The organism is Streptomyces sp. NPDC054765, assembly GCF_053612065.1.
The window spans coordinates 1-14,219 of sequence record NZ_JBSHBP010000111.1 but is presented as its reverse complement, the minus strand read 5'-3'; the positions used below and the strand labels follow the sequence as shown (position 1 = coordinate 14,219).

The window sequence follows — 14,219 nt, the reverse complement described above, 5'->3', positions numbered from 1 at the left end:
TACCTCGCCGGCCTCCACCTCCGCGCCTCGATGATCTGGGTCAATGACCTCCTGCAGGCAACTGATTGATCACAACCACACACAGGCCCTAGTACACGCACTTCGCCCCCGTCGGAGAGTCTCCGGCGGGGGCGAAGTGGCCCATACGCCCGGGGTGCGCACGATGGGCCGAAGCCGCTCACGCGGCCGTCTAGCCTGCCGCGGGCATATGGGCCGCGCGCTGGAGCTCGGTCTCCCGGCGCCGTCGGCGGGTCAGCACCACCCGGCGCTCGGCGGCGGTCAGACCGCCCCAGACGCCGTACGGCTCGGGCTGGAGCAGCGCATGCTCCCGGCACTCGACCATCACGGGACAGCGGGCACAGACCCGCTTCGCGGCCTCTTCTCTGGCCAGCCGCGCGGCGGTCGGCTCCTTGGACGGGGCGAAGAACAGCCCGGCTTCGTCCCGGCGGCACACCGCCTCCGAATGCCAGGGGCCGGCCTCGTCACGAGCAGGCAGTTGCTGGGACGGAACGACAGCGGCATCCTGCAGGGGCTGATGCGGTAGCAGCACGGTCTACTCCTGACGACGGCTTCGGCGCGAGAACCACCCTTGCCCGTCTCGCTGCGCACGGCCTTTTTCCGCACCCCGCAGCCGTACGAGAGACGATGCACCAGCCCTACCCGCTGTACGCACGCTTATGCACACCGTGGCGATCGTGCGACAAGGAGAAAATCACGGGTGGCGCCCCGTCCCGTGGACCGCCCGTCCCGTGGACCGCCCGCCGCGGTGCGCCGACCGAGCGCCGTACGCCGCCTCGGATGCTGCTGCCCCAGGGGCCGGTCCCCGGCGTCCCGTCTGCCGCCGGCGCTACCGGTCCCGGCGCTCGCGGCGCTCGGACCGCAGCCGCTCGTGCCACTCCTGTTGCTCGTGGCGCAGCTGCAGGTGACGCTCGTGCCACTCCTGCCGCTCCTGGCGCAGCTGGAGGTGACGCTGGCGCCGCTCCTCACGCAGCTCGTGACGCAGCTCCCGGCGCCCCTCGCGCAGCCGGTCGCGCAGATCGCGGATCCAGGCGCCGCGCTTGGCCTTGGCCTCCACGCTGCCCAGTACGGCATAGCCGTTGACCAGGACCTGCGGGGCGTCGGCGTCCTCCGCGTCATGCGTCTCGACCTCGAAGCTGCCCAGGATGCCGGAGCCGCTGCTGCGCAGCGTGACGTTCTCCGGGACCCGGATGTCCACGCTGCCGAAGACCGACGTGGCGTTGATCTGGACCTGCTGCTGCGGGAAGACCGCCTCGGTCAGATCGATCTCGACGCTGCCGAAGAACGCGAAGGCGTTGATCCGCGCGGGGGCCTGCCAGCGGCCCTTGCGGACGGAGGCGCTGAAGATCGCGACGAGGTTCTGGTCCGGTACCGGGGCACCCGGTCCGTAGACGTACGCGTCCGGGGCCGGGCGGTCGCGGGCGCCGCCCGCCGGGGGCAGATCCCGTACCACGGGCTCCAGTTCACCCAGGGTCTTGGCGCGGTAGACCGTGTCGATCCGCTCGGCGTGCTCCTCCGGGTCGAGCCGGCCCTCCGCCAGGGCCTCGCGGAGGATCTCGGCGATCCGGTCGCGGTCCGCGTCGGACGCCCGGATGTCGCCCTCGGCCACTACGGGCGGCGCGGCCGACGGTTTGGTCATGTTCACCGGCTGCCGCTCCCGGAGCCGGTCGTGCTGCTGAAGCGGTCCGGGCGGGGTCTCGGGGCCCGGTCGTCCCCCGTTGTCTGCATCCACGGCCCCAGCGTACCGAAACGCGATAGATCGCGACCAGGGATCGGCCGCGACAGGTCTCGTTGCCCACTGAGCCCTACCTCACAGCGGCGTCCGTACGCCAGGGTTCTACGCTGTGGAGGCGCTGCCGTAGATGCCAGCCGGACCTCTCCGAGTAAGGAATGACCTTCGATGCCGGAATTCGCCTACACCGACCTTCTCCCCGTAGGTGAGGACACCACCCCGTACCGCCTCGTCACCGCGGAGGGCGTGAGCACCTTCGAGGCCGACGGACGGACGTTCCTCAAGGTCGAGCCGGAGGCGCTGCGCAAGCTGGCCGCCGAGGCGATGCACGACATTGCGCACTACCTGCGCCCGACGCACCTCGCCCAGCTCCGCACGATCCTGGACGACCCCGAGGCCAGCGCCAACGACCGCTTCGTCGCGCTCGACCTGCTGAAGAACGCCAACATCGCCGCGGCGGGTGTGCTGCCCATGTGCCAGGACACCGGCACCGCGATCGTGATGGGCAAGCGCGGCCAGCAGGTCCTGACCGAGGGCGGCGACGAGGCGGCCCTCTCCCGCGGCATCTACGACGCCTACACCCAGCTGAACCTGCGCTACTCGCAGATGGCTCCGCTGACGATGTGGGACGAGAAGAACACCGGCTCCAACCTCCCGGCCCAGATCGAGCTGTACGCGACCGACGGCGGCGCCTACAAGTTCCTCTTCATGGCCAAGGGCGGCGGCAGCGCCAACAAGTCCTTCCTCTTCCAGGAGACCAAGGCGGTCCTCAACGAGGCCTCCATGATGAAGTTCCTGGAGCAGAAGATCCGTTCGCTCGGCACGGCGGCCTGCCCGCCGTACCACCTCGCGATCGTCGTCGGCGGCACCAGCGCCGAGTACGCGATGAAGACCGCCAAGTACGCCTCCGCGCACTACCTCGACGAGCTGCCCGCCGAGGGCTCGCCCACCGGCCACGGCTTCCGCGACAAGGAGCTGGAGGACAAGGTCTTCGAGCTGACCCAGAAGATCGGCATCGGCGCCCAGTTCGGCGGCAAGTACTTCTGCCACGACGTCCGCGTCGTCCGCCTGCCCCGCCACGGCGCGTCCTGCCCGGTCGCCATCGCCGTCTCCTGCTCCGCCGACCGCCAGGCCGTCGCGAAGATCACCGCCGAGGGCGTGTTCCTGGAGCAGCTGGAGACCGACCCCGCGCGCTTCCTGCCGGAGACCACCGACGAGCAGCTGACCGAGGGCGCCGGCCCGGACCTCGACGCGGTCGCCATCGACCTCAACCGCCCCATGGACGACGTCCTCGCCGAGCTGACCAAGCACCCGGTCAAGACCCGCCTCTCGCTCACCGGCACGCTGGTCGTCGCCCGCGACATCGCACACGCGAAGATCAAGGAGCGGCTGGACGCGGGCGAGGAGATGCCGCAGTACCTCAAGGACCACCCGGTCTACTACGCCGGCCCGGCCAAGACCCCCGAGGGCTACGCCTCCGGCTCGTTCGGCCCGACCACGGCCGGCCGGATGGACGCCTACGTCGAGCAGTTCCAGGCGGCCGGCGGCTCCAAGGTCATGCTGGCCAAGGGCAACCGCTCCCAGCAGGTCACCGACGCCTGCGGCACGCACGGCGGCTTCTACCTCGGCTCCATCGGCGGCCCGGCTGCCCGCCTCGCCCAGGACTGCATCAAGAAGGTCGAGGTCCTGGAGTACGAGGAACTCGGCATGGAAGCGGTCTGGAAGATCGAGGTCGAGGACTTCCCGGCCTTCATCGTCGTCGACGACAAGGGCAACGACTTCTTCCAGGACCCGGCACCGGCGCCTACGTTCACGAGCATTCCGGTACGGGGCGCCAACTGAGCCCCGCAGCACCACCACAGAGCCCCCGGCGCACGCCGGGGGCTCGCCTGTGGGCTTCCGCTCCCGACGAGGCCCTCGCCAATGCGGCTAGCGGCCCGCTGACGCGGCGTATGACGGTGCCCCCGACCGCGGGGTCGGGGGCACCGGCGTCACCCGGGCGCCAGGACGGACGTGCCTGCTCGGCACCCTGATCCCGCCCGGCTCTTCACCTCATGGCGAACAGGCACAAAACCGCGCAGCTGCGGGCAGTGCTCGTGGCCGCGCTGCCGGAATCAGCGAACCTGCACCGTCACCACGTCAGAGGCGTGCAGACGCACGGGCTTCTGGTCGTGCGGGCTGGTCAGGCCGTACAGCACCGCACGGAATTGCAGGTTGCCGCGGCGCGCGGACGTACCCTGTGAAGTGACCTGCGCGTCGCCCTTGACCGGGGCGCTGCAGTTCTCCTGGTGCCACCCCTGGCCGAAGCCGTTCTCCTCCACGCACAGTTGGTGCAGGTAGCCGGCGCTGTCGTCGCCGCCGTGCGCCTTGACCGTGATGGTCTTGCCGACCTGTGCCGTGTGCGGCGCCGTGATGTCCACACTGCCCTTGGCGAACGCCGGCCCGGCGGCCAGAGCCACTGAGGCCAGACCCAGCGCACCGATCGCGGCCATCCGGCCGCCCCGCGCCTTCATCCCGGTCTTCTTCGTCCTGGTCATGGACTTCCCTCCCGTGGATCTCCCTCACATGGCGAGACCCATCCCCTTTGCGAAGGCGCTCGGTGCGCCTCGCTGACCATCAAGATGAACCGGCCGCCCCACCCGTTGCCTCCCGCCCGGCACCGTTACGAATCCACCACAAAACCCGCTGACCATGCTGATCCCGCTTCAAACCGAAACAGTCGTTCAGGAGCGGGACACGGGTAACAGGCCCTCGCCGCAACGGGCCTGACAGGGTGTTGACCCGCCGCCCCGGGCCCGTGTCAGAGGGCCCCAAAGATTCGCCACCCTGATCTCCGTCCCTGCCGGACGCAGCGGGGTGCGAGCATCCCGTACTCGATTCGGATTCCGGCGGGGACGGCGCCGGGGACGGCGCAACGCCCGCCCCGGCGGTGGGAACCCTTGGACAGGCCGGGAAGGTCGTCCGGCACCCGTTCGGCGGCCGGTCGGCTCACCGCCTCGCCCCCCGCCCCGTTCAGGCCGGGCGCCGGCTCACCCGGTAGAGCACGGTACCGCCGGCCGGTACGGTGGCGCTGATGGTGCCGTCAGTGCTGACGTGGCCGGCGTGCGCCCACAGGTCGTTGAGATCGTAGCCAGTGCTGTTCGCCGGGAGGCCGACGGCCGCCGCGGTGGTGGAGATGACGGCCTGGGAGGAAGTTTCGTTGAACAGGGCCACGGCGACATCGCCGTTGGCCAGGGGGCGACGCAGCACATCAAGGCCGTTCGCGGTGGTGACCGCCGTGCCCTGTTCGCCACGGCTGTCCTGATTGACGGCGATGACGTCCTTGTTGAGGTAGACGCTCAGGTCCTGGCCGCTGATGGGGAAGCCGGAAGTGCCGGCGGCCTCGGGGGTGCGCAGGTCGGCACCCGAGATCAGCGGGGCCGCGAGCACCGCGGCGGCCGAGAGCTCGGACTTCTCCTGGTCATAGGACAGGCGCTTGCTGGGGTCGGAAGAGCCCGCCGCGTAGGCGTAGTTGCCGGTCCCCAGCATGTCGATGTCGTTCCATGCGCCGGGACCGGCCCACTTCGACTTGTCCAAGTCGGTGTGGATGAGTCGTTTGAGGCCGTCGAAGGAGGCGTCCCGGTCCCCGTCGATGCGCCACATGTTGGCCACGCTCTTGCCCCACTCCCAGGGAGACTCGCCCTGGGCCGCGGGCTGGAGCGAGAGGCTGAAGACGATCGGGCGGCCGGTTCTCGCCAGGGCGTCGCGCATGGTGCCGTCCCGGGTCTCCAGCGGCAGCCTTTCGTCGCCGGGGCGCTGGGAGGGGTCGCTGGCCGTGCAGTTGTCGTACTTGAGGAAGTCCACGCCCCACGAGGCGAAGGTGTCGGCGTCCTGCTGCTCGTATCCAAGACTTCCGGGGAAGCCCTGACACGTGTGGTAGGTCGGGCTCTCGTAGACGCCGAACTTCAGGCCCTTGTCATGGACGTATGCGGCGAGTGAGGCCAGGCCGTGGGGGTACTTGGCCGCATCGGGGGCGAGGTGGCCGGCGGAGTCGCGGGAGCGTTCCATCCAGCAGTCGTCGATGGTGAGGTACTGGTAGCCGGCGTCGCGCATACCGCTGGATGCCATGAAGTCGGCGGTGTCCTTGACGATTTGCTCGGTTGCGTTGCAGCCGAAGGTGTTCCAGCTGTTCCAGCCCATGGGTGGGGTGAGGGCCAGGTGGTTGTCCAGGGCCCGCGCGGGGCCTGCGGTGAGCAGGGGGACGCCGAGCAGGGGGAGCATGAGGGATATGGCGCACAGTGGACGGGAGAGCACACGCATGGAGGCCTCCAGAAGGGGGTCGGTGATCCGGGTGGATTCCGGCCGGCGGGCCGGGGATCCGGGTGCGTTCGATCGGCGGGAGCAGCACGGGCCGGAGGACCGCTCCGCTGCGGACCTCAGCTCTGCGGGAAGCCGGTGCGGCCGGCTTCGCCACGGGTGCCTGTGCTGTGCGGACCGGTGAGCGCGACCATGTTCTGAGTGGTCGTCACCTCCGGCAGGGGGACCGTGCCCACCTCGGTCCAGGTGGTTGTGTGGGGGGAGCAGCCGGTGCGGTGGATCCGATGTCTGACGTCTGACGCGGCGCGCGGGCAAGCGAACCAAAAACAACATAAACAGTCAATGCCGGCAGCAATTCACCGGCCCGATCCAGCCAGTTCAAACATGATCAAACGGATATCAACGTCTGGGCTGCCGCGACGGGTTCAGCCGAACCGTGCCGAAGGCGAAGGCACCAACCACGCCGAAGGCGAGCGCACCAAAGGCCACCACGAGACGCTCCTACGGCACCGGCGGCCTGACCGAGGCGCGGGGCCCGCCCTCCTCGCCCCCCGCCACGCCTGGACGGCGTTCATGGCGCGCCCGAAGGATGAGTGCCCCGCAGGCAGGTGACTTACGGGAGTACCCGGGAACAGATCGCCGTCCCCGGGCACTGACATAGGTATGAGCGACAACAGCGCATCCGGCGACTCCGACGGCTTTCGGACCGAGCACGACTCCATGGGCGAGGTGCGGGTGCCCGCGCATGCGAAATGGCGGGCGCAGACGCAGCGGGCGGTGGAGAACTTCCCGGTCTCGGGGCAGCGGCTGGAGCGGGCGCACATCGAGGCGCTGGCGCGGATCAAGGGCGCGGCCGCCCTGGTCAACGGGGAGCTGGGGGTGCTGGACAAGGACATCGCGGAGGCCGTCCAGCAGGCCGCCGCGGCCGTCGCGGAGGGGCAGTGGGATGACCACTTCCCCATTGACGTGTTCCAGACCGGGTCGGGGACGTCGTCGAACATGAACGCCAACGAGGTCATCGCGACGCTGGCGAGCGAGCGGCTGGGCCGGCCGGTCCATCCGAACGACCATGTCAATGCCAGCCAGTCGTCCAATGATGTCTTTCCGTCCTCGATCCATATCGCGGCGGCCTCGGCCGTCCTCAACGATCTGATTCCGGCGCTGGAACACCTGGCGGAGTCCCTGGAGCGGAAGGCGGAGGAGTTCGCCGAGGTCGTGAAGTCGGGGCGGACGCATCTGATGGACGCGACGCCGGTGACGCTGGGGCAGGAGTTCGGCGGCTATGCCGCCCAGGTGCGCTACGGCGTCGAGCGGCTGCGGGCCTCGCTGCCGCGGCTGGCGGAACTGCCGCTGGGCGGTACGGCGGTGGGGACGGGGATCAACACCCCGCCCGGGTTCTCGGCCGCGGTGATCGCCGAAGTGGCGCGGGCGACGGGGCTGCCGCTGACCGAGGCGCGCAACCACTTCGAGGCGCAGGGGGCCCGCGACGGGATCGTCGAGACCAGTGGGCAGCTGCGGACGATCGGGGTCGGGCTGACGAAGATCGCCAACGATCTGCGGTGGATGGCGTCCGGGCCGCGGACCGGGCTCGCGGAGATCACGCTGCCGGATCTGCAGCCGGGCTCGTCGATCATGCCGGGGAAGGTCAACCCGGTGATCCCGGAGGCGGTGCTGATGGTCGCGGCGCAGGTCACCGGCAATGACGCAACGGTGGCGGCGGCCGGCGCGGCCGGCAACTTCGAGCTGAATGTGATGCTGCCGGTGATCGGCAAGAACGTGCTGGAGTCGGTGCGGCTGCTGGCCCATGTGTCCCGGCTGCTGGCGGACCGTACGGTCGACGGGATCACCGCGAACGTGGAACGGGCCCGGGAGTACGCCGAGTCGTCGCCGTCGGTCGTCACTCCGCTCAACAAGTACCTCGGGTACGAAGAGGCGGCGAAGGTCGCCAAGAAGTCCCTCGCCGAGCGGAAGACCATTCGTGAAGTGGTCCTGGAGGGCGGCTATGTCGAGCGGGGGCTGCTGAGCGAGGAGCAGTTGGACGAGGCGCTCGATGTGCTCCGCATGACGCACCCGTAACAGCGGGGCGGCGCAGGATACCGCGTCCGTAACGCCCGGTGCGGCTCATGTCACGGCGCGCGTCATGCCACGCCTCTAAGATCTGCGCATGACAGCGGACATGGTGGACACGACGGAAGGCGAGACGGCCGGCGGACGCGGGACGGCCGGGGCGGGGCAGGCGGCGGACGGTGCGGCGGGAGCGTCACACTGGGCGCCGGGGGACCACATTCTGTGGCGTTATCGCGACAATGCCGACGCCGGACGGTTCCACATCTGTCGTCCGATGACCGTGGTCCAGGACACCGACGAGCTGCTCGCGGTGTGGATGGCGCCGGGCACCACCTGCGTCAAACCGGTGCTGGCCGACGGCACTCCGGTGCACCGCGAGCCGCTGTCCACCCGTTACACCAAACCGCGCCGCACCCTCCACGACCAGTGGTTCGGCACCGGTGTGCTGAAGCTGGCCCGGCCCGGCGACCCGTGGTCGGTGTGGCTGTTCTGGGAACGTGGCTGGCAGTTCAAGAACTGGTACGTCAATCTGGAGGAGCCGCGCCGCCGTTGGTCGGGCGGCATTGACTCCGAGGACCACTTCCTGGACATCTGTGTCTATCCGGACCGGAGCTGGGAGTGGCGCGACGAGGACGAGTTCGCGCAGGCGCAGCGGGACGGGCTGATGACGGATGCACAGGCCGCCGAGGTCAGATCGGCGGGCCGGGCCGCAATCGCACAGATCACGGCCTGGCGCGAGCCGTACGCCGACGGCTGGGAGGACTGGCGGCCCGACCCGGCCTGGGAGGTTCCCCGGCTCCCGGACAACTGGGACCGCGCGCCGGATCGTTTGCGGTCGTGAGGAAGTGAAGTGAAACCACACGAGTGAAGGGGGCGAACCGTGGAAAGCTGCGCCTATGGGCAAAGCTGTTTCCCGCGGGGCGAGAAGCGGGGCCGAGCCCCCTTGCTGCGCCCCGGGTCTTCAAACGTAGGATCGTCCTCCGCAAGACTGCACAGGCGCAACTCCAGAACGGGAAAACGAACTTGACCGCGGTCGCAGGAGGGGCGAGGTCGTGAGTGCAACTCACTACGACGGATACGAGGGGCTGAACCGGTTAGCACTGGACCGGGCCGGCCAGGCCGAGGCGTTCGACGCGATCGGCGACCGGTACGACGACGCCTTCCCGCACAAGGAAGGCCAGCTCGCCTCGGGCAGCTGGGTGGCCGGCACCCTGCCCGCCGGATCACGCATCCTGGATCTCGGTTGCGGTACGGGCCTGCCGACCGCCCGTCAGCTCTCGGGCGCCGGACACCGCGTCGTGGGAATCGATCTCTCCCCCTCGATGGTCGCACTGGCCCGGGAGAACGTCCCGGACGCCGACTTCCACCGGCTGGACATCGCCGATCTGCGCGGTGGCCGGCTCGGCGGCTCCGGCTCCTTCGACGGCATCGTCGCTTTTTTCTGCCTTCTGATGCTGCCCCGTGCGGAAATCCCTTACGCACTGGCCATGCTCCATGATCTGCTACGACCGGAAGGGCTCCTGGCCCTGTCCATGGTCGAGGCGGATGTGGACGACTCCACCATTCCGTTCCTGGGCAACTCGATCCGGGTATCGGGTTACCTGCGGGACGACCTGCGCCGGGTCGTGCACGACGCGGGTTTCGAAGTCGTCGGGGAGGATGCCTACGCATACGCCCCGGCGAGTACGGACGTAGCACCCGAGATCCAGCTCTTTCTGCACCTGCGACGCGCCTGAAACGCAGCGCGTTGGGCGCCCCGCACGGGCGGCGCGCCCGTAACGCGGCACGGCGGGCGCGCAGCCCCGGACGGATGGAATCCCACGCGTGACGGAGCACCCCACCTCCCACGAATCGCGGCGGTCGGCCTCGACCGCCGCGTCCTCGGCGACCCCTGCTCGGGGGCCGGCCGGGACGGCGTCGTTCGGCGCGGTCCCCGACCCGCGCAGCGCCCCGCAGCAGCCCGCCAGGGCCGGGTTCATTCCGGCGCCTGGCACCGGGTTCGCGGTGCGCGGCGGTGACGACATAGGTCTTGCCGGTGTCGCCGTCACGGCCTCGGCCGGCAGACCCGCCGGCCGCCACGATGACGAGCCGGCCGCGGATCACGGCGCGGCGCGGCAGGACCCGTCGGCGGACGCGGACGGCGCTGCCGCGGGCCATACCGGCGGGCGCACCAGCGAGCACAGCGGCGGTCATGCCGCCGCACGGGACGCCTCGATCCCGTACGGGGAGGCGTACGGCGACGCGTACGGGGAGGTGGCCATGCCTGCGGGCGGACGGCCGGGCGGGGCAGCGGACGCGGGGCGGGAGACGACCCGTGCCGGACGGCGGGTGGCGCAGGGTGCGGTGGGCCGCGCCGAGGCGCCGGAGCCGGGCGAGGAGCCGCAGCACGGGCAGCGCCCGCGGCACGGCGGCGAGGGCATCGGACGGCCGCGGGAGGGCGGCAGTCCGGGTGGTACCGGGCGGTCGCGGCCGCACGACGGCGAGCCGGGCGGGACCGTGCCGGGGCAGTCACCGGCGCCGCACGGCGGACGCTCGGCGGGCCCGGATCCCCAGCGGAGCGAGGTGTCGCGGCCGGCGGCCGCAGAGGCCACCGTGGACCGGCTGCCCGGTCCGGCCGGACCGCCGCAGGGCCCGCCGGCCGCTCCCCCGGCCCGTTCGGCGCATCCGGGCGAGAGCGGTGAGGTGGCCGCGGCCCGTCAGGCGGGCGGCGACCGGCTGCGCTTCATCGGGGCGGCGACGCGGCGGATCGCCCGCGGGATCGACCTCGACGAGATCGTGCTCGGGCTGTGCCGGGCGACGGTGCCGACGTTCGCCGACGCCATCCTCGTCTATCTGCGGGATCCGCTGCCGGTGGGCGATGAGCGCCCGACCGGTCCGGTGGTGCTGCGGCTGCGCCGTACCGACCGTATTCCGGAGGAGCCGGACACCAACGGCGCCCGGCTGCCGGTGCTGCCCGCGCAGCCCGATCTGGGGCCGGCGATGGGTGGCAGCGCGGCGGAGCTGGCGGAGGTGGAGCCCGGCGGGCCGCTGGCCGAGGTGCTGCGGGGCGTACGGCCGCTGTTCGGCGAGGCGCAGGCGGCGCGGACCGCGCTGCCGGAGCTGCTGGGTCCCGATCCGCGGCTGCCCGGCGGCCACCGGGTGATCCTGGCGCCGCTGCGCGGCCGTCGCAGGGTGATCGGCGCGGCGGTGTTCCTGCGCCGCCCGGACCGGCCGGCGTTCGAGCCGGACGACCTGCTGGTGGCGGCGCAACTGGCGACGCACACCGCGCTGGGCGTGGACAAGGCGGTGCTCTACGGCCGGGAGGCGTACATCGCCGATGCGCTGCAGCGCACGATGCTGCCGGACTCGCTGCCGCAGCCGACCGGGGTCCGGCTGGCCAGCCGCTATCTGCCGGCCGCCGAGACGGCACGGGTGGGCGGTGACTGGTACGACGCGATCCCGCTGCCGGGCAGCCGGGTGGCGCTGGTGGTCGGCGACGTCATGGGGCACTCGATGACCTCGGCGGCGATCATGGGCCAGCTGCGCACCACCGCGCAGACCCTGGCGGGGCTGGACCTGCCGCCGCAGGAGGTGCTGCACCACCTCGACGAGCAGGCCCAGCGGCTGGGCACGGACCGCATGGCGACCTGCCTGTACGCGGTGTACGACCCGGTCGCGCACCGGATCACCATCGCCAACGCGGGGCATCCGCCGCCGGTGATGCTGCACCGCGGCGGGCGCGCCGAGGTGCTGCGGGTGCCGTCGGGCGCGCCGATCGGCGTCGGCGGGGTGGACTTCGAGGCGGTGGAGCTGGACGCCCCGGCGGGCGCCACCCTGGTCCTCTATACGGACGGTCTGGTCGAGTCGCGGATCCGGGACGTGTGGACCGGTATCGAGCAGCTGCGGGAGCGGCTGGCGGAGACGGCCCGGCTGACGGGTCCCAACCCGCCGCCGCTGGAGCCGATGTGCGACGAGGTGCTGGACATGCTGGGCCCCGGCGACCGCGATGATGACATCGCGCTGCTGGCGGCCCGGTTCGACGGGATCGCGCCGAGCGATGTCGCGTACTGGTATCTGGACCCGAAGGCGCAGACGGCCGGACAGGCACGCCGGCTGGCCCGGCGGGCGCTGACGCGCTGGGGTCTGGAGGAGCTGACCGATCAGCTGGAGTTGCTGGTCAGCGAGGTGGTGACGAACGCGGTGCGGTACGCGGAACGGCCGATCACGCTGCGGTTGCTGCGAACGGACGTACTGCGCTGCGAGGTCGGGGACGATGTTCCGCAGCTGCCGCGGCTGCGCCAGGCGCGGCCGTCGGACGAGGGCGGGCGGGGTCTCTACCTCGTCAACCGGATGGCGCGGCGCTGGGGCGCGACCCGTCTGAGCATGGGAAAGGTCGTCTGGTTCGAGCTGACGATGCCTCCGGGGGCCTCGCGACTCTGACGCCGGCCGGCCGCGACCTCCCACCTTTTGGACCCCGTCTGAGACCGGACGGGGTCCAACTCTTGCCGACATGCCGTTGGGGGAGTTGACTGCTTGGGTGGACGTAAGGGACTGACTGCCCCAATACGGGACTGACCGACCCCTACTCCCAGTCGTCGACCCAGGAGGCACTCCTCCATGTCCAGCACCGCGCAAAACGTCCCGCGCACGACGAACAACGCCGGCATTCCGGTGGAGAGCGACGAGCACTCCCTCACGGTGAGTCCGGACGGCCCCATCCTGCTCCAGGACCATTACGTCATCGAGAAGATGGCCCAGTTCAACCGCGAACGGGTCCCCGAGCGGGTGGTGCACGCCAAGGGCGCCGGCGCGTACGGCTTCTTCCAGGTCACCCAGGACGTCAGCCAGTTCACCAAGGCGGATCTCTTCCAGCCGGGCAAGACCACCGAGATGCTGGCCCGCTTCTCGACCGTCGCGGGTGAGCAGGGCTCCCCCGACACCTGGCGCGACCCCCGTGGCTTCGCCCTGAAGTTCTACACCGAAGAAGGCAACTACGACCTGGTCGGGAACAACACCCCGGTCTTCTTCGTCCGTGACACGATCAAGTTCCAGGACTTCATCCGCTCGCAGAAGCGCCGCCCGGACAACGGGATGCGCGACAACGACATGCAGTGGGACTTCTGGACACTGTCGCCGGAGTCCGCCCACCAGGTCACCTGGCTGATGGGCGACCGCGGCATTCCCAAGACCTACCGCCATATGAACGGCTACGGCTCGCACACCTACATGTGGGTCAATGCCGGCGGCGAAAAGTTCTGGATCAAGTACCACTTCAAGACCGACCAGGGCATCGACTTCCTCACCCAGGAGGACGCGGACCGGATCGCCGGCGAGGACGGCGACTACCACCGCCGTGATCTGTTCGAGGCCATCGACGGCGGCAACGCTCCGTCGTGGACGCTGTATGTGCAGGTCATGCCGTTCGCGGACGCCCCGGACTACCGGTTCAACCCGTTCGATCTGACCAAGGTGTGGCCGCACGGCGACTACCCGCTGATCGAGGTCGGGCGGATGACGCTCAACAAGAACCCCGAGGACTACTTCGTCCACATCGAGCAGGCGGCGTTCGAACCGTCCAACATGGTGCCGGGCATCGGCCCGTCACCGGACAAGATGCTGCTGGGCCGGCTGTTCTCCTACCCGGACACCCACCGCCACCGCATCGGCCCGAACTATGCGCAGCTGCCGCCCAACCGGCCGCACGTGCCCGTCCACTCGTACGCGAAGGACGGTCCGATGCGCTACGAGCCGGCCCGTACGGCCCGGCCCTACGCCCCGAACAGCTACGGCGGCCCGGCGGCGGACACCCTGCGCTACGGGGAGCCCGCGGGCTGGGAGACCGGCGGCGCCATGGTGCGCGAGGCCTACACGCTGCGCCGCGACGACGACGACTTCGGCCAGCCCGGCACGATGGTCCGCCAGGTCCTCGACGACGCGGCCCGCGACCGGCTCGTCAACAACGTGTCCGGCCACCTCCTGAACGGCGTCAGCCGCCCGGTGCTCGACCGCGCACTCCAGTACTGGCGCAACATCGACAAGAACGTGGGCGACCGGATCGCCCACAAGGTGAACGGCGGCTGAGACGCCGGCGTTCCGTCACAGCACCGCGGCCCCCGCCCGTGAAGGC

Annotated in this window: 10 protein-coding genes; 6 read left to right on the top strand and 4 right to left on the bottom strand. The window is 70.6% G+C overall.

What is annotated here, in order from left to right:
- Positions 1 to 190: 190 nt before the first annotated feature.
- Complete coding sequence (locus ACWGJY_RS36130) at positions 191 to 550, bottom strand: WhiB family transcriptional regulator (protein WP_453265135.1); 360 nt, start codon at positions 548 to 550, stop codon at positions 191 to 193.
- Positions 551 to 847: 297 nt separating this feature from the next.
- Complete coding sequence (locus ACWGJY_RS36125) at positions 848 to 1,750, bottom strand: DUF1707 SHOCT-like domain-containing protein (protein WP_453265134.1); 903 nt, start codon at positions 1,748 to 1,750, stop codon at positions 848 to 850.
- Between the two features lie 168 nt (positions 1,751 to 1,918).
- On the opposite strand from ACWGJY_RS36125, the gene ACWGJY_RS36120 reads away from it, so the two are divergent.
- Positions 1,919 to 3,592 (top strand): fumarate hydratase, encoded by a 1,674-nt coding sequence (locus ACWGJY_RS36120; RefSeq protein ID WP_453265133.1) that lies wholly within the window; start codon positions 1,919 to 1,921, stop codon positions 3,590 to 3,592.
- Positions 3,593 to 3,864: 272 nt separating this feature from the next.
- On the opposite strand, the gene ACWGJY_RS36115 is transcribed toward ACWGJY_RS36120, so the two are convergent.
- Positions 3,865 to 4,287 carry a hypothetical protein gene (locus ACWGJY_RS36115; protein WP_453265132.1) on the bottom strand — a complete coding sequence of 141 codons (423 nt, stop codon included), beginning with the start codon at positions 4,285 to 4,287 and terminating at the stop codon, positions 3,865 to 3,867.
- A gap of 475 nt (positions 4,288 to 4,762) precedes the next feature.
- Positions 4,763 to 6,049: a glycoside hydrolase family 27 protein gene (locus ACWGJY_RS36110; protein WP_453265131.1), complete on the bottom strand. Its 1,287-nt coding sequence runs from the start codon at positions 6,047 to 6,049 to the stop codon at positions 4,763 to 4,765.
- A 660-nt stretch (positions 6,050 to 6,709) separates the two neighbouring features.
- On the opposite strand from ACWGJY_RS36110, the gene ACWGJY_RS36105 reads away from it, so the two are divergent.
- The 5 genes from ACWGJY_RS36105 (at position 6,710) to ACWGJY_RS36085 (ending at position 14,173) form a co-directional block, all read left to right on the top strand.
- Positions 6,710 to 8,122 carry a class II fumarate hydratase gene (locus ACWGJY_RS36105; RefSeq protein WP_453265130.1) on the top strand — a complete coding sequence of 471 codons (1,413 nt, stop codon included), beginning with the start codon at positions 6,710 to 6,712 and terminating at the stop codon, positions 8,120 to 8,122.
- An 88-nt stretch (positions 8,123 to 8,210) separates the two neighbouring features.
- Positions 8,211 to 8,954 carry a cytidylyl-2-hydroxypropylphosphonate hydrolase gene (gene fomD, locus ACWGJY_RS36100; protein ID WP_453265129.1) on the top strand — a complete coding sequence of 248 codons (744 nt, stop codon included), beginning with the start codon at positions 8,211 to 8,213 and terminating at the stop codon, positions 8,952 to 8,954.
- 211 nt (positions 8,955 to 9,165) lie between these two features.
- Positions 9,166 to 9,849, top strand: a complete 684-nt coding sequence (locus tag ACWGJY_RS36095; protein WP_453265128.1) for a class I SAM-dependent DNA methyltransferase — start codon at positions 9,166 to 9,168, stop codon at positions 9,847 to 9,849.
- An 88-nt stretch (positions 9,850 to 9,937) separates the two neighbouring features.
- Complete coding sequence (locus ACWGJY_RS36090) at positions 9,938 to 12,532, top strand: SpoIIE family protein phosphatase (protein ID WP_453265127.1); 2,595 nt, start codon at positions 9,938 to 9,940, stop codon at positions 12,530 to 12,532.
- A gap of 177 nt (positions 12,533 to 12,709) precedes the next feature.
- The gene (locus ACWGJY_RS36085) at positions 12,710 to 14,173 is read left to right on the top strand and encodes a catalase (RefSeq protein ID WP_453265126.1); all 1,464 of its coding nucleotides are present in this window, start codon (positions 12,710 to 12,712) and stop codon (positions 14,171 to 14,173) included.
- Positions 14,174 to 14,219: the final 46 nt, after the last annotated feature.